A 13,078-nucleotide genomic window follows, 5' to 3' on the forward strand; every position below is an offset into this window, starting at 1 on the left:
TGCAATACTGCTGTTAGCTGCTTGCGTCAATTCCCCGAGTTTGGTTTTGTCGGCGGCAAATGATGGATGAGGCATGATGGCTCGTGAAACGGGAATTCTGGCGGACGGCGCGATATCAGCGCTGTTTGAAACGGGTCGTCTGATCTCCGAACGGGAGCTGGACCGCGACCAGATCCAGCCGGCAAGCCTCGATTTGCGCCTGGGCGCCAAGGCTATTCGCGTGCGCGCCAGCTTCATGCCCGGCCCCTCGCATCTGGTGGCCGACAAGCTCGACCGGCTGAGCCTGCATGTGGTCGACCTTTCCGAAGGCGCGGTGCTCGAAACCGGCTGCGTCTACATCGTGCCGCTGATGGAGAGCTTAGCGCTGCCGGCCGACATGTCGGCCTCGGCCAATCCGAAGAGCTCGACCGGCCGGCTCGATATCTTCACCCGCGTCATCACCGACTATGCCCAGGAGTTCGACAAGATCCCGGCCGGTTATTCCGGACCGCTCTATCTGGAAATCAGCCCGCGCACCTTCCCGATCGTCGTACGCCGCGGCTCGCGCCTGTCGCAGATCCGCTTCCGCGTCGGCCATGCTTTGCTCAGCGAGCCGGAGCTGTTGAAGCTGCATGAAAGCGAGACGCTGGTCGCCAGCAAGCAGCCGAATGTGTCCGGCAGCGGCATCGCTCTGTCGATCGACCTCGCCGGAGACGAAGACGGCCTGATCGGCTATCGCGGCAAACACCACACCGCCGTCGTCGATGTCGACAAGAAAGCCCAGCACGACATCTACGATTTCTGGGAACCGCTCTATAGCCGCGGCCGCAACGAACTGATCCTCGATCCCGACGAGTTCTATATCCTCGTCTCGCGCGAGGCCGTGCATGTGCCGCCGGATTATGCCGCCGAAATGACCCCGTTCGACCCCTTGGTCGGCGAATTCCGCGTCCATTATGCCGGCTTCTTCGATCCGGGCTTCGGCCATGCGCCGGCCGGCGGCCGCGGCAGCCGCGCCGTGCTCGAAGTGCGCAGCCACGAAGTGCCCTTCATCCTCGAAGACGGCCAGATCGTTGGCCGCCTGGTCTACGAACACATGCAGGAAAAGCCGACCAGCCTCTACGGCTCCGGCCTCGGCTCCAACTACCAGGCCCAAGGCCTCAAACTCTCGAAGCACTTCCGCATCTGAGACTTCCCGGCTGCCGCGACTTGACAGCGGCCCCCATCTGTTGGAAATCTCAGCTATCGCGGGTGTAGCTCAATGGTAGAGCAGCAGCTTCCCAAGCTGAATACGAGGGTTCGATTCCCTTCACCCGCTCCAGCTTCCCGCACGCGAAGCCGACCAACACCTAATCCCCAAAGAACCGGATAGGCTTATATCGGCGGTGCGCGATGATCAGGCTCCGGTCGGGCTGGATGATGTAGGTTTCCTCCACCTGCTGGCCGTACTGGTCGATGAAATCATGCGGAAAGGCCGAGCCGATGGGTGATTTGGTGAGCTTGGTGCGCGGCTGACCGTTATAGGTGATGCTGCCCGGGATCGGCTCCATGCCGGGGCCGCTATAGCTAGCGGTGCTGCAACCGGTGAGAATGAGGGTGCCGATGAGGCCGATGAGTGCGGGTTTCATGTCGATCCCTTCCGATGCCGGCGACGACGCGATCTTACTCTCTATTGGCGCCGGCGCATCACGCAAACGGCATGGCCGGTTTCAATCCTTCGAGAAGCACCGCTTGGAATGGCGTGATCGTGTCAGCGCTTCCATTGCCGAAACCGGCGCCGTCTGCTAGATCGGCAGTGTCGAAAAAGGCAGGATCGGTTGAGGTAAGCCCGATCCCTTCCGCTGGAGCGTCAAGAGCGCTCTGACGAAGCTCTGCTCCGTGGCCCATGGCACGAGAACCCGCGACGTGATCCGCACCAGATGCGGGATCCCGGCGGCGTGCGGAGACGGCAAAAGGCAGTCCCGGGATTTTTTGAACGGAGACTGTCATGCGCCTGAACCATCTCGATTTTCACGTACCCGATATCACTGCGACGGCGGATTTTTTCATCCGCCATTTCGGCCTGACGCTTAAGGATATGCGCGGCCAGAACGGCTTGGCGATCCTTGCGGACGATGCCGGTCTCGAAATCGTCCTCAGTCACGCCATTGCCAAATTCGGCACCGCCGACCAGGTTGAACTGCAGCGCCAGACCTATCATATCGGCTTCATCCTGCCCGAAAGGGCGGATGTCGATAGGGTGCATGCCGGGCTTTTTGCCGCCGGCGCGGCGCTCTCCGGCCCGCCGGCCGCCATGCGCGGTGGCTGGCTGTTTTATTGCACGGCGCCGGGGAATATCCTCGTCGAGGTCGGCTCGCGGCCGGCCCGATAGACGCGGCGAAGGGACATGCCGCGGCTTCGCAATTCCCTCTTCTCCCCAGCGGGGGTCCGAAGGACGGGCGAGACCCGTGGCTCGCCCAGGCTGGTGCCCGTAGGGCGGATGAGGGGGCCGGCGAAGCCGGTCTTTCCTGCGACGTCCATGCAGGCTTCGATGGTGGGATAGATTATGAGGGGAGGGGTTTCCGTGTGTGACCCCCTCATCCGCCTGCCGGCGCCTTCTCCCCGAGGGGAGAAGAGATTTTGCGGCAGCCTCTCTGTTTCTCGCTGACGTCTCGCAGGGTACGTTCAGAACGGGGGCTGAGGAGGGTCAAGAAAGTGGCTCGAACCAAGCAGCTAGGGTGAGGCGCGGCCGGACCGCCGCGCCTCGTGCCGACAATTTGCTGCTCAGAACTCCGTCCAGTCGCCATCCTGGCTTTTCGGTGTGCTGTTGCCGGCGTTAAAGGCGTTGGCGATTTTTTGGCCGAGGGCGCGGGCCGGCGAGGCGGCCGGGCGGGCTGTGCCTTCCCGTGCGACGCGGATCGGGGCTGCCCGGACGGCCGGGCGCGGGGCGGCGCGTGGCGCTGCGGCGGCAATAGGCGCACTGGCGGCAAAGCCGCCGGTGCCTGTCAGCCTGAACTGGCCGAGCAGGTTGTTCAGCGCTGTCGCTTCCGTGGCGAGGCTGTGGCTGGCGGCCGTCGACTGCTCGACCATCGCCGCATTCTGCTGCGTGCCCTGATCCATGGTGTTGACGGCGGTGTTGATCTCCTGCAGCCCGATCGACTGTTCGCGCGAGGCTTCGGCGATGGCGTGGACGTGCTGGTTGATTTCCTGCACCTCCTGGACGATCGAATCGAGCGCCTTGCCGGTTTCGCCGACCAGCGAAACGCCGGTCTGCACATGCGTGCCGGAGTTGGTGATCAAGCCCTTGATTTCCTTTGCCGCCTTGGCGGAGCGTTGGGCGAGTTCGCGCACTTCCTGGGCAACGACCGCAAAACCCTTGCCGGCGTCGCCGGCACGCGCAGCTTCGACGCCGGCGTTCAAGGCCAGAAGGTTGGTCTGGAAGGCGATGTCGTCGATGACGCCGATGATGTTGGAGATTTCACCCGAGGATTTTTCGATCTGCTGCATGGCGGAGACCGCCTTGCGGACGATGTCGCCGGATTTTTCGGCGCCGAGGCGGGTGCGGGCGACGAGTTGGCTCGCCTCCTCGGCACGCTTGGCGGCGTCGCGCACCGTCGTGGTGATCTCCTCCAGCGCCGCCGCCGTCTCTTCGACGGAGGCCGACTGTTGTTCCGTCCGCCTGGAAAGCTCGTCTGCGGAAGACCGGATCTCGTTGGCGCCGGCGCCGATCGCCCGGGCGTTGGCGCCGACCGTATGCAGAGTTTCGTTGAGCTTCTCGACCGAGTTGTTGAAATCCTCGCGCAGCGCATCGAGATGCGCGACGAAGGGCTGGTCGATATGCGAGGCGAGATCGCCGGCGGCAAGACGGCGCAGGCCGTCGCCGAGCGCGGTAACTGCGCCTTCGAGTTCGGATGCTTCACGGGTTTTCTGCGCGTCGCGTTCACGCCGCTCGCCGTCACTGAGGTTGCGGTCGGCTTCGGCCCGCGCCTCGATCCGCCCGCGCTCGATCGCATTGTCGCGGAAGATCGACACGGCCTTTGCCATCTGGCCGACTTCGTCGCCGCGGTCGAGCCCGCTGACCTCGCTTGTGGTATCGCCTTCGGCAAGCCGAGTCATGCGCAGGCGCAACTGCGTCATCGGGCCGGCAATGCCCATCTGGGCGACGACGACGCTGAAGCCGACGGCGAGCAGCACGGCAATGCCGATCAGAACGAGACAGAAGACGATCCGCCCGTTGACCGAGGCCGAAAGCGCGTCGCCGCCGTCCTTGAGCATCGCCATCATCGCATCATTGTTGGCGATCATCTTCGGGGTCAGCGCATTGAGCTTGGCATTGATCAGGGCAACATTCGCCAGCGCCCCGGCGCTGTCCTTGGCTTTGCTCTGTTCGATGATCTTGTTCGCCAGCGTTTCGATCTCATCGATGCCGGCCTGGATGTCATCGATCGCCGCTTTGCGGCTGGGAACCAGCGCCAGCGCATCTTTCATCCGGTCACGGGCCTGCGGCAGCTTGCTCGGTGTGGCGAGCGCTGTGGCGAATGCCGGCGTATCGGGCTTCATCTCGGCCAGCAGGGTTACCTGCAGCACCGAGGCCACCACCGAGGCGCTGGCGCGCGCGCTCTGCATCGAGGCCAGCGCTTCATGATCGATGAAGGCGCTGTAGGCGGCATCCGCACGGCGGAACTCGGCAATGACATAGATCAGTCCGGCCATCGTGATCAGCCCCAAGAGCGCCACGACCGATATGATTTTCGTGCGGATTTTCAGATGCTTCAACATGGAAATGTCACCCGGTTGACCGGGCGTCGCACGCCCGGTGCTTTGAAATCAATTGTTGCAAACGGAGCGCCGCGTAAGTGCCGCGGCTCAGGAATTATGGCGGGGTTGACGCATGCATCATGCAATCGGCCGGCGGGTCCGTGTCGTCGCCACAAATAGAGGCGATATTCTTTAATTCCGCGCTAACGGCGGGGCGGCATACCCACGATTTTTAGCGCCCGAATTATCGTCTTCAATGCGTTGCCATGGCTGCCCGATCTGCGCTGATGGCTGCCCCTCACCCTAACCCTCTCCCCGTAAACGGGGCGAGGGGACATCCCACGCGAGGCGTCGGCGAGGTCGCGGCATATCCCCTTCGCCCCGCAAACGGGGGTCCGAAGGACGGGCCGAGACCCGTGGCTCGACCCCGGTCGGTGCCGGCAGGCGGATGAGGGGCGGATGCGGCACGATCCGTCGCATGCATATTCCCCGTCCCGCATGACTCTGCTACATCTCGCCGACACCGCACGCTTCGCGCTTAACCCGAGACCAAGATCACGATGATGCAATCCAAGTTGGCATCCCTGGCTGTGAAGGGTTTTCTCGTATTCGGGCTGTTTCTGCGCGTGCTGTTTTCGGGTTTTGCCGCATCCGCTCAGCAGGCTGCACCCTCGCTGCCGCTGCTTTTCGATGCCCGCGAACGTCTGGCGAGGCCCGATCTCTCCTCGCTGGTCCGCTTGCGTTTCCTGACCTCGGTCGATTTCCCGCCGTTCAATTTTACCGATCAGAACGGCAAGCTTTCCGGTTTCAACGTCGATCTCGCCCGCGAGATCTGCAGCGAGCTGGAGATTTCAGACAAGTGCCAGATCCAGGCGATCCCTTTCGCCGATCTGAAGGATGCGCTCGCCGCCTCGCAGGGCGATGCCGTCATCGCCGGTCTTGCCGTGACGCCTGAATTGCGCCGGCAATTCGTCTTCTCCCGGCCCTATCTGATGCTGCCGGCGCGCTTCGTGCGCAATCTCGCCGTACCGCTCGACGGCAAAACGGCGGCCGCGCTTTCGGCTCACCCGGTCGGTGTGGTCAAGGGCACGGTGCACGAGGCGATGCTGGCCGCCTTCTTTCCCGCGATCAAGGCGCGGACCTTCGACACCAAGGACGCCCTGCTTGCTGCGCTTAGGGAGCGCAAGGTCGATGCCGCCTTCGCCGATGCGCTGCAGCTTTCCTTCTGGGTCTCCTCGCCGGCCTCGGCCAAATGCTGCGCACTGTTCGACGGCCCCTATCTCTCCGAGCATTTCCTCGGCGAGGGCATGACGATCATGCTGCGGCAGAAGGACAGCGTGCTGACGTCAGCCATCGACCACGCGCTCGCCACGCTGTCGCGCAACGGCCGTCTGCAGGAAATCTATCTGCGCTATTTTCCCTACGGGCTCTACTGACATGCATAAAAACAAAGACTTAAGGATCAGCTCTTGCGGAAACGGGCTATCGCACTGCGCTCGATCGCCGCGCAGGTCAGCTTGTCGAGGCCGAGCCGGTCGCGCAGCAGGCTGAGCAACCGCAGTTCTTCCGCCTTGACCGAAAGATCGGCGGAAGCCACCTCGACGGCCAGCGCATAGGCGGTGTCGTAGAGCTTGACGGGCAGGGTGTCGCGCACGGTTTCGAGAACGACGTCGAGGCCCTCAGGTCCGGAAAGCAGCGAGGCGCAGTCGCGCGCCACCGAAATCAGCTTGTCGTCATCGAAATCCCGGAAAACCGGCAGAAATCCGATCAGTTGGCCGATCCTTTCCAGCTCCCTGTCGTTCATCGTGCTGTCGACGGCAGAGGCCATCACCATCACGTAGATCAGCGCATCATGGGCGGAAAGCGGCTTGTTCATCTCTGATTCCTTTTTCGATCAGCGGAGATTAGGAATTGGCAGCCGCCATTACAAGGGATCGGTCCCCGTCATGACCGCCAGTTATCTCCGGCGCGGATCGTCGCCGTAAAGCCCTTTTCCAGCCTGCCTGGCTTTCTCGGCGGCCGATGCAAGCGGCGAACCCGCCGCGACTTCAGCCCAGCCGTTTTCGGCAAGCCATGCGCCGAGATCCTGCGTGCCGAGCCGGCATGCGGTCGTCGCCATTTCCTTCCATTCGGCCGGATCGATATCGCAGGCGATGCTGCGATTGCGCAAAAGTTGGCGCAGCGCCGTCTTCGCCATCATGCCGCAGGGCCATTGCCGGCCCGCCGGCCCGCATATCCTGTCGGCCGGCGTCGGCACGACGCCGGCGAGCTGAAGCCTGCGCTCGCCGAAGGACAGCATGCCGGCATTTTCGACCGCCGGCCGCGTCAGCTCCATCGGCTTTTTCGCGGAAGGATTTGCGGCTTGCCCGGCGGCGGTCTCAGCTGGTGGTGCGATATCGGCGGGTTTGGGCGCCGTGCCGTCGGCTGGCCGAGGGGAGGGAGGAGCCGGCGGTTGCGCCGAACGGGCGATCACTTCGGCCCGGTCGTCCGACATCGCAGCCGGTTCGCCGGCTTGCGCGGCGGGATCCACCGAAGTCGCCGTCTCCTCTGCCGACACGCTCTCTTCCCCGGCCGTGCCGCCGCGCAGCCTTGTTTCGCCCGCCATCAGCAGGCCGGCCACCACCGCCATTCCCGTAAGACCTGTGAACAAGGCGGCAAGGCGCATGGAATATCTTCCTATTGACTGGCCCAGATGATGCGGGCGATCCAATCGACGTCGGAAAGCTCGAGTGTTCGGTTGGCATGTTCGGGATTGAGCGACATCAGCTCGATCGATCGCGGGCTCTGGCGCAGCAGCACCTTGGCCATCACCTCGCCCGCGCATGTGCGCACCACGACGCGGTCGTTGCGGCGCACCTGCGCACCCGGCGCGACGATCAGCACGTCGCCGTCGCGGTAGAGCGGCATCATGCTTTCGCCCTGCACCTCCAGCGCATAGACGCCGGATTTCTGTGTCGGGGCCGCCGGAAATTCCACCACATCCCAGCCATGGCCGGCCGGAAAACCGCCATCGTCGAAAAAGCCGCCGGCGCCGGCCTGGGCGAAGCCGAGCAGCGGAATCGAGCTTCCCTGCGGCGGAAAGGCGTCGTCAGGCTCTCCGGCAAGCTCTCCGGCCAACTGCTTGGAAAGACCGGCATCCGGCCGCAGGAAGACAAGGAACTGTTCCATGCTCGCCCCGGTCGCACCGAGCACCTTGGCGATCGATTCCGTCGAGGGCCAGCGCAGCCGCCCATCGGCGGAAAGCCGTTTCGACTTGTTGAAGGAGGTGGGGTCGAGCCCGGCGCGGCGCGCAAGACCGGATGGCGTCAGGTCATGCCGTTCGGCAAGCCTGTCGATCGCTCCCCAGATCTGGTCGTGTGACAGCATATGCGCCCGATTCCGTGCGGCTCGTGCCTGCCGCGCTTAAACCAGGCCGAATATTAACCGACCGTGCCGCCTGAGTAAAGGTAAATGAGGAATAAAATCCTGTTATTGAAAGTGCTTAGGCGACCATCGCCATATTGATCTTGCCGAGCTGGATGACCGCTTGGGTGCGGCTGTCGACATCGAGTTTCAGCAGGATCGCCGAGACATGCGCCTTGATCGTCGCCTCGGAGACGCCGAGTTCATAGGCGATCTGCTTGTTCAGCAGCCCTTCGGCCAGCATGGTCAGCACCCGGCTCTGCTGCGGCGTCAGCGTATGCAGGCGGTGGATCAGGTCGGCGACATCGGGATCCTGCTCCTGGCCGTCGCGATAGTTTTCCGGCGTGGCGATATCGCCGGCAAGCACCGTCTGGATGCTGCGGCGAATGCCCTCGATGCCGGAGGATTTGGAGATGAAGCCGGAAGCGCCAAGTTCCAGCGCCCGGCGGATCGTCGTCGCATCGTCGCTTGCCGAGACGATGATGATCGGCAGGCTGGCGAATTCGGAGCGCAGCGCCATCAGGCCGGAAAAGCCGCTGACCCCGGGCATGGCGAGGTCGAGCAGCATTAGGTCGGCGTCCGCATGGGCGCCTGCGGCCGTGCGCGCAGCGGCGAAATCGCCGGCCTCGACGATCGCCTGCCGGCCTTCCATGCCGATCACCGCCTGACGCAGCGCATCCCGGAAAAGCGGATGATCGTCCGCAATGATGATGGTCTGTTCGTGCATCGAAAACTCCCTCCCAAGAGCCCGATCATTGCCGGCGCGCGAACGCCATCCCTCCGCGTTCATGCCGGCTTTCTCATGGGATTATATCAGATCAGGTCTTCTGCGGAAGGGGATTGGCGTTTTCATCAGCCTGGAACTCCTTCACCATCCCCATGAAACTCTTCATCATCTTCTCCATGATGCTGATCGAGCGGTCGACTTCGGCATCGCTCGGCAGCGCGCGCTGGATGGAGCCGCCTTGCTCCAGCTTCGTCACCCGCTCGGAAAGCCGGTCGAGTTCGTCCTCATAGGCCGCCCGTTCGTCGGCCGCCATCCGGCAGACGAGGGCGCCGTCCTTGTCCTGGCAGATCGACATTGCCCCGGTCTGCCGGTCGAGCCGCACGAAATGGTCGCCGCTCTTTTCCAGCTGGAACCGGCTTGCATCGGGTTCGGCCGCCGCGGCGCCAAGCGGCAGGAGAAGAACGCTAAGCGTGAGAACCAAAATCTTCATCGTCTCATCCTCCGGAATTTGTTTCTGCCGGTCCCGTTTTTGAGTGCTGGGGCGTGGACATCGCCGCCTCTTTCCGGCAAAGCGCTGGTGATCGAGGACCAGCAATCGCGAGGCCATGATGAGCGTGACACCGACCCTTTACAAGATCGTGACGGAAACGCTCTGGCAGCAAGCCAGACAAACCGGCATTTTTCATGGCGCCGGCATCGATCTGAAGGATGGCTTCATCCATTTCTCGACCGCCGATCAGGTGAAGCAGACCGCGGCGCTGCATTTTGCCGGCCACTCCGGGCTGCTGCTGATTGCCGTCGATGGAGGGGGTTTTGGCGACAAGCTGGTGTTCGAACCCTCGCGCGGCGGCGATCTCTTCCCGCATCTCTTTGCCGACCTGCCGCTGGCCGCCGTGCTCTCAGAAGTACCGCTGCCGCTCGACGAGACCGGCGCCCATGTCTTCCCGGAGCTGCAGCCATGATCGATCCTTTCAAGCGTGTCGCCCGCAAGGGTCTCTTCCTGTTCGATCCGGAAACGGCGCACGGCATGTCGATCGCCGCGCTGAAATCCGGCCTGGTGCCCGCTTGCCAGCTCACCCCCGATCCACGCCTGCGCCAGACGGTTGCCGGCCTCGTCTTCGACAATCCGCTCGGCATGGCCGCCGGCTACGACAAGAATGCCGAGGTGCCGGAGGCGCTCTTGAAGCTTGGTTTCGGCTTTACCGAAATCGGCACGGTGACGCCGAAGCCGCAATCCGGCAATCCGCGGCCGCGCATCTTCCGCCTGGTCGAGGATGAAGCCGTCATCAACCGCCTCGGCTTCAACAATGAAGGCCATGAGGCAGCTTTCGGACGCCTTGCCGCGCTGAGCGGCAAGGGCATGGTCGGCGTCAATATCGGCGCCAACAAGGACAGCGACGACCGCATCGCCGATTACGTCGCCGGCATTCGCCGCTTCCATTCCGTCGCGCGTTATTTCACCGCCAACATCTCTTCGCCGAACACGCCGGGCCTGCGCGACTTGCAGGGCCGTGAAAGCCTCGCCGCACTGCTGTCTGCCGTGCTTGCGGCGCGCGACGAGGCAGCAGTGACATCCGGCCGCAAGGTCCCGGTCTTTCTGAAGATCGCTCCTGATCTGACCGAGGAAGGCATGGACGATATCGCGGCGGAAGCGCTCGCGCATGCGCTGGATGGTCTGATCGTCTCCAACACCACGCTGTCGCGCGACGGTCTCAAGGATCAGCGCCAGGCGAAAGAGACAGGCGGCCTCTCCGGCGTGCCGCTGTTCGAAAAATCGACGGCCGTGCTCGCCAGGATGCGCAAGCGCGTCGGCCAGGCTTTGCCGATCATCGGCGTCGGTGGTGTCTCCTCGGCCGAAACCGCGCTGGAAAAGATCAGGGCGGGCGCCGATCTCGTCCAGCTCTATTCCTGCATGGTCTACGAAGGGCCTGGTCTGGCCGGCGATATCGTCCGCGGCCTCACCAAACTCCTGGATCGCGAAAAGGCCAACTCGATCCGCGACTTGCGCGACACCAGGCTGGATTACTGGGCGGCCCGAAATGCCTGATCGGCCCGCGGCTTGACCAGTATTGCCAGGAAAAAGCCGCGGAAGAGCAGGAAGGCGTTCATTGCCAGCCAGAGGCCGTGATTGCCAAAGAGCGGGACGAAGACGGCGAGCATCAGGAGATAGCCAGCAAAGGACATCAGCATCCGGTTGCGCATCTCGGCCGACCATGTGGCGCCGATGAAGACCCCGTCCATCAGGAAGGCGAGCGCGCCCGTCAGCCCGGTCACCGCCGCCCAGGGCAGATAGGTCTCAGCCGCCTGTCGCACCTCCGGTGAGGTCGTCAGCACCGAGATCAGCCAGGGACCGGCGAGGAAGAAGAAAGCCGAAACGATCGCCGCCAACCCGAAGGACCACAAGGTCGTCAGCTTCAGCCCGCGGTCGAACGCCGGCCGGTAGCGCGCGCCGATCGCCCGGCCGGTGATCTGCTCGGCGGCATTGGCGAGCCCGTCGAGATAATAACTGGAGAGCAGAACGAAATTCATCAAAACGGCATTGGCGGCAAGCGTCACCGCGCCGAAACCGGTGCCGATCCGCGTCATGATGGTGAAGGCGCCGATCAGCACGAAGGTGCGGATCAGGATGTCGCGGTTGAGCGCGAAAAGCTCAGCCAGCCGGCGCCGGGAAAAAACCTCGGACCATGCTGGCCGCTCCGCCTTGGCAAAGCCGCTGAGCACGATGAAAAGCCCGGCGAACGCGCCGGCCGTCTCGCCGGCCATCGTACCCCAGGCGACCCCCGCCACGCCCCAATCGAGCGTCAGGCCGAGATAGATGGACAGCAGGATGTTGATGCCGTTGATGATCGCCTGCAGCAGCAGCCCGATCTTGCCCTGTCCGCGCCCGAGCACGAAGCCAAGGATGGCGTAATTCGCCAGTGCTGCCGGTGCGGCGAGGATGCGGATCGAAAAATAGCTGCTGGTCGCCTCGGCGATCGCTCCGTGCGCGCCCATCAGCCTCAACCCGGCCGCGATCAGCAGCGGCGAAAGAAAAAGCAGCGCCAATCCGCAGCCGAGCGCCGAAATCATCGCCCGGGAGAAGATCGCCTGCTGCTCGTGCCCATCCCGCCGGCCATAGGCCTGCGCCGTCAGACCGGTCGTCGAGGCGCGCAGAAAGTTGAAGCTGCCCATGATCAGATCGAACAGCATCGCGCCGATCGCCAGCCCCGCAAGTGCTTCCGGGTCACCCATACGGCCGACGACGGCGGTATTCGTCAGCCCGAGCATCGGCGTCGTCATGAAGCCGAGCGTCATCGGAATGGCGATCGACAGCACCAGCCGGTGCGTCACATCGAAAGCGAACCTGTTGTCGTTGCTGCGCGTATCCATGATGGCCTTATCTCGAGGCCGAATCGCCTCAGCTGGACAACACCATGGCCCAATAGGGCAGGTTCCTGGAAGATACATTATGGGCGACGGCGACGCCGAGGCCGTCATAGCGCCCGAGCATGTTTTCCAGATGATGCGGCGAGTTGATCCAGGCCGTCACCACGGCATCGACGCTCTGCTGGCCGGCGGCGATATTTTCAGCCGCCGGCAGCTGGACGCCGCTCGCCTTGACCCGCGCCCCGAAACTGTCGGTTAGCCCCATCAGATGCGCCATCTTGCCGGCACTCGCCATGCGTTTGGCCTGGAAGAGAGCAGCCGTGCTCGCCGCCGGATCGGGGCTAAGCGGCGGCAGACCGTTCTTCGCCCTCAACTGGTTGACGAGCGGCAGCACGCTCGCCGTTTCGTCCTCGCCGTTGGACGGCGTGCCGGCAAGGTGCGGGGTCGTGGTGCAGCCGGCGATGCCGGCGGCAAACGTGAGTCCGGAAAGGATGAGCAGGCTGCGCCTGGAAAGGTCGATCGATGTCATGTTACCGGCGATAGCTGAAAAGGCGAAGGATGACGAAGAGCGGGATGACGATCGTCGCCCCGACGATGAGGTAGTCGCCGACGCGCCCGAGCGCCGAGAAACCCCGATGCCAGATTTCCAGGATGAAATCCCGGAACCCATAGATGATGTTCCACGGCGTCAGGCCGAAGACTGTCATGACGAAACCGACGATCAGCGACACGACGATAAGCTTTATCAATGTGCGGGCGAAGGAATCGCCGAGGAACTTGTTCACCTGATCGGACATGCGCCATCTCCTGTTTGCCCTTGGAATAAGGTTGCGGCGTACCGCCCGCAAGCCCTTTCCGGGATTGGCC

Annotated in this window: 16 protein-coding genes and 1 tRNA gene; 6 read left to right on the plus strand and 11 right to left on the minus strand. The window is 63.5% G+C overall.

Features of this window, described 5'->3' with window-relative positions; all coding sequences use genetic code 11:
• Positions 1-73 precede the first annotated feature (73 nt).
• Entirely contained in the window at positions 74-1,168 is a 1,095-nt protein-coding gene (locus HJB83_RS29060; protein ID WP_207582785.1) for a 2'-deoxycytidine 5'-triphosphate deaminase, read from the plus strand.
• A 58-nt stretch (positions 1,169-1,226) separates the two neighbouring features.
• A tRNA-Gly gene (locus HJB83_RS29065) sits at positions 1,227-1,300 on the plus strand.
• Between the two features lie 28 nt (positions 1,301-1,328).
• Here the strand turns inward: HJB83_RS29065 and HJB83_RS29070 are convergent.
• On the minus strand, positions 1,329-1,607 hold the full coding sequence (locus tag HJB83_RS29070) for a hypothetical protein (RefSeq protein WP_221116137.1): 279 nt from the start codon (positions 1,605-1,607) through the stop codon (positions 1,329-1,331).
• A 58-nt stretch (positions 1,608-1,665) separates the two neighbouring features.
• Positions 1,666-1,968, minus strand: coding sequence for a hypothetical protein (locus tag HJB83_RS29075; protein ID WP_221116136.1), 303 nt, complete (start codon positions 1,966-1,968; stop codon positions 1,666-1,668).
• On the opposite strand from HJB83_RS29075, the gene HJB83_RS29080 reads away from it, so the two are divergent.
• Positions 1,967-2,350, plus strand: a complete 384-nt coding sequence (locus tag HJB83_RS29080; protein ID WP_221133098.1) for a VOC family protein — start codon at positions 1,967-1,969, stop codon at positions 2,348-2,350. The two genes, HJB83_RS29075 and HJB83_RS29080, sit on opposite strands and share 2 nt — an antisense overlap.
• 392 nt (positions 2,351-2,742) lie before the next feature.
• On the opposite strand, the gene HJB83_RS29085 is transcribed toward HJB83_RS29080, so the two are convergent.
• Positions 2,743-4,737, minus strand: a complete 1,995-nt coding sequence (locus tag HJB83_RS29085) for a methyl-accepting chemotaxis protein (protein WP_221133097.1) — start codon at positions 4,735-4,737, stop codon at positions 2,743-2,745.
• A gap of 539 nt (positions 4,738-5,276) precedes the next feature.
• Between HJB83_RS29085 and HJB83_RS29090 the strand changes: the two genes are divergently transcribed.
• A complete protein-coding gene (locus tag HJB83_RS29090; protein ID WP_221133096.1) occupies positions 5,277-6,152 on the plus strand; it encodes a transporter substrate-binding domain-containing protein in 876 nt (291 codons plus the stop codon).
• A gap of 26 nt (positions 6,153-6,178) precedes the next feature.
• Here the strand turns inward: HJB83_RS29090 and HJB83_RS29095 are convergent, their stop codons facing one another.
• The 5 genes from HJB83_RS29095 to HJB83_RS29115 form a co-directional block, all read right to left on the minus strand.
• Positions 6,179-6,592 carry a tellurite resistance TerB family protein gene (locus tag HJB83_RS29095; protein WP_207582819.1) on the minus strand — a complete coding sequence of 138 codons (414 nt, stop codon included), beginning with the start codon at positions 6,590-6,592 and terminating at the stop codon, positions 6,179-6,181.
• Positions 6,593-6,673: 81 nt separating this feature from the next.
• On the minus strand, positions 6,674-7,381 hold the full coding sequence (locus HJB83_RS29100; protein WP_207582820.1) for a thermonuclease family protein: 708 nt from the start codon (positions 7,379-7,381) through the stop codon (positions 6,674-6,676).
• Positions 7,382-7,392: 11 nt separating this feature from the next.
• Positions 7,393-8,082, minus strand: a complete 690-nt coding sequence (locus HJB83_RS29105; RefSeq protein WP_207582821.1) for a helix-turn-helix transcriptional regulator — start codon at positions 8,080-8,082, stop codon at positions 7,393-7,395.
• A 115-nt stretch (positions 8,083-8,197) separates the two neighbouring features.
• The gene (locus tag HJB83_RS29110) at positions 8,198-8,845 is read right to left on the minus strand and encodes a response regulator transcription factor (protein WP_207582822.1); all 648 of its coding nucleotides are present in this window, start codon (positions 8,843-8,845) and stop codon (positions 8,198-8,200) included.
• Positions 8,846-8,936: 91 nt separating this feature from the next.
• Positions 8,937-9,335 (minus strand): hypothetical protein, encoded by a 399-nt coding sequence (locus HJB83_RS29115; RefSeq protein ID WP_207582823.1) that lies wholly within the window; start codon positions 9,333-9,335, stop codon positions 8,937-8,939.
• A gap of 118 nt (positions 9,336-9,453) precedes the next feature.
• Here HJB83_RS29115 and HJB83_RS29120 point away from each other — a divergent pair, with 118 nt between their 5' ends.
• Positions 9,454-9,807, plus strand: coding sequence for a DUF952 domain-containing protein (locus tag HJB83_RS29120; protein ID WP_207582824.1), 354 nt, complete (start codon positions 9,454-9,456; stop codon positions 9,805-9,807).
• Positions 9,804-10,892, plus strand: coding sequence for a quinone-dependent dihydroorotate dehydrogenase (locus HJB83_RS29125; RefSeq protein WP_207582825.1), 1,089 nt, complete (start codon positions 9,804-9,806; stop codon positions 10,890-10,892). Before HJB83_RS29120 ends, HJB83_RS29125 begins: the two co-directional genes overlap by 4 nt.
• Here HJB83_RS29125 and HJB83_RS29130 read toward each other — a convergent pair.
• From HJB83_RS29130 to HJB83_RS29140, 3 genes are read right to left on the minus strand one after another with little or no spacing between them, the layout of a single operon-like run.
• Complete coding sequence (locus tag HJB83_RS29130; RefSeq protein WP_207582826.1) at positions 10,868-12,214, minus strand: MATE family efflux transporter; 1,347 nt, start codon at positions 12,212-12,214, stop codon at positions 10,868-10,870. The genes HJB83_RS29125 and HJB83_RS29130 overlap by 25 nt on opposite strands.
• A 28-nt stretch (positions 12,215-12,242) precedes the next feature.
• Complete coding sequence (locus HJB83_RS29135; RefSeq protein WP_207582827.1) at positions 12,243-12,740, minus strand: CAP domain-containing protein; 498 nt, start codon at positions 12,738-12,740, stop codon at positions 12,243-12,245.
• A 1-nt stretch (position 12,741) separates the two neighbouring features.
• Entirely contained in the window at positions 12,742-13,008 is a 267-nt protein-coding gene (locus HJB83_RS29140; protein ID WP_221116130.1) for a DUF6460 domain-containing protein, read from the minus strand.
• Positions 13,009-13,078 lie beyond the last annotated feature (70 nt).

This window comes from Rhizobium sp. NZLR11 (genome assembly GCF_019685115.1).
In the GTDB taxonomy this organism is placed as follows: Bacteria; Pseudomonadota; Alphaproteobacteria; order Rhizobiales; family Rhizobiaceae; genus Rhizobium.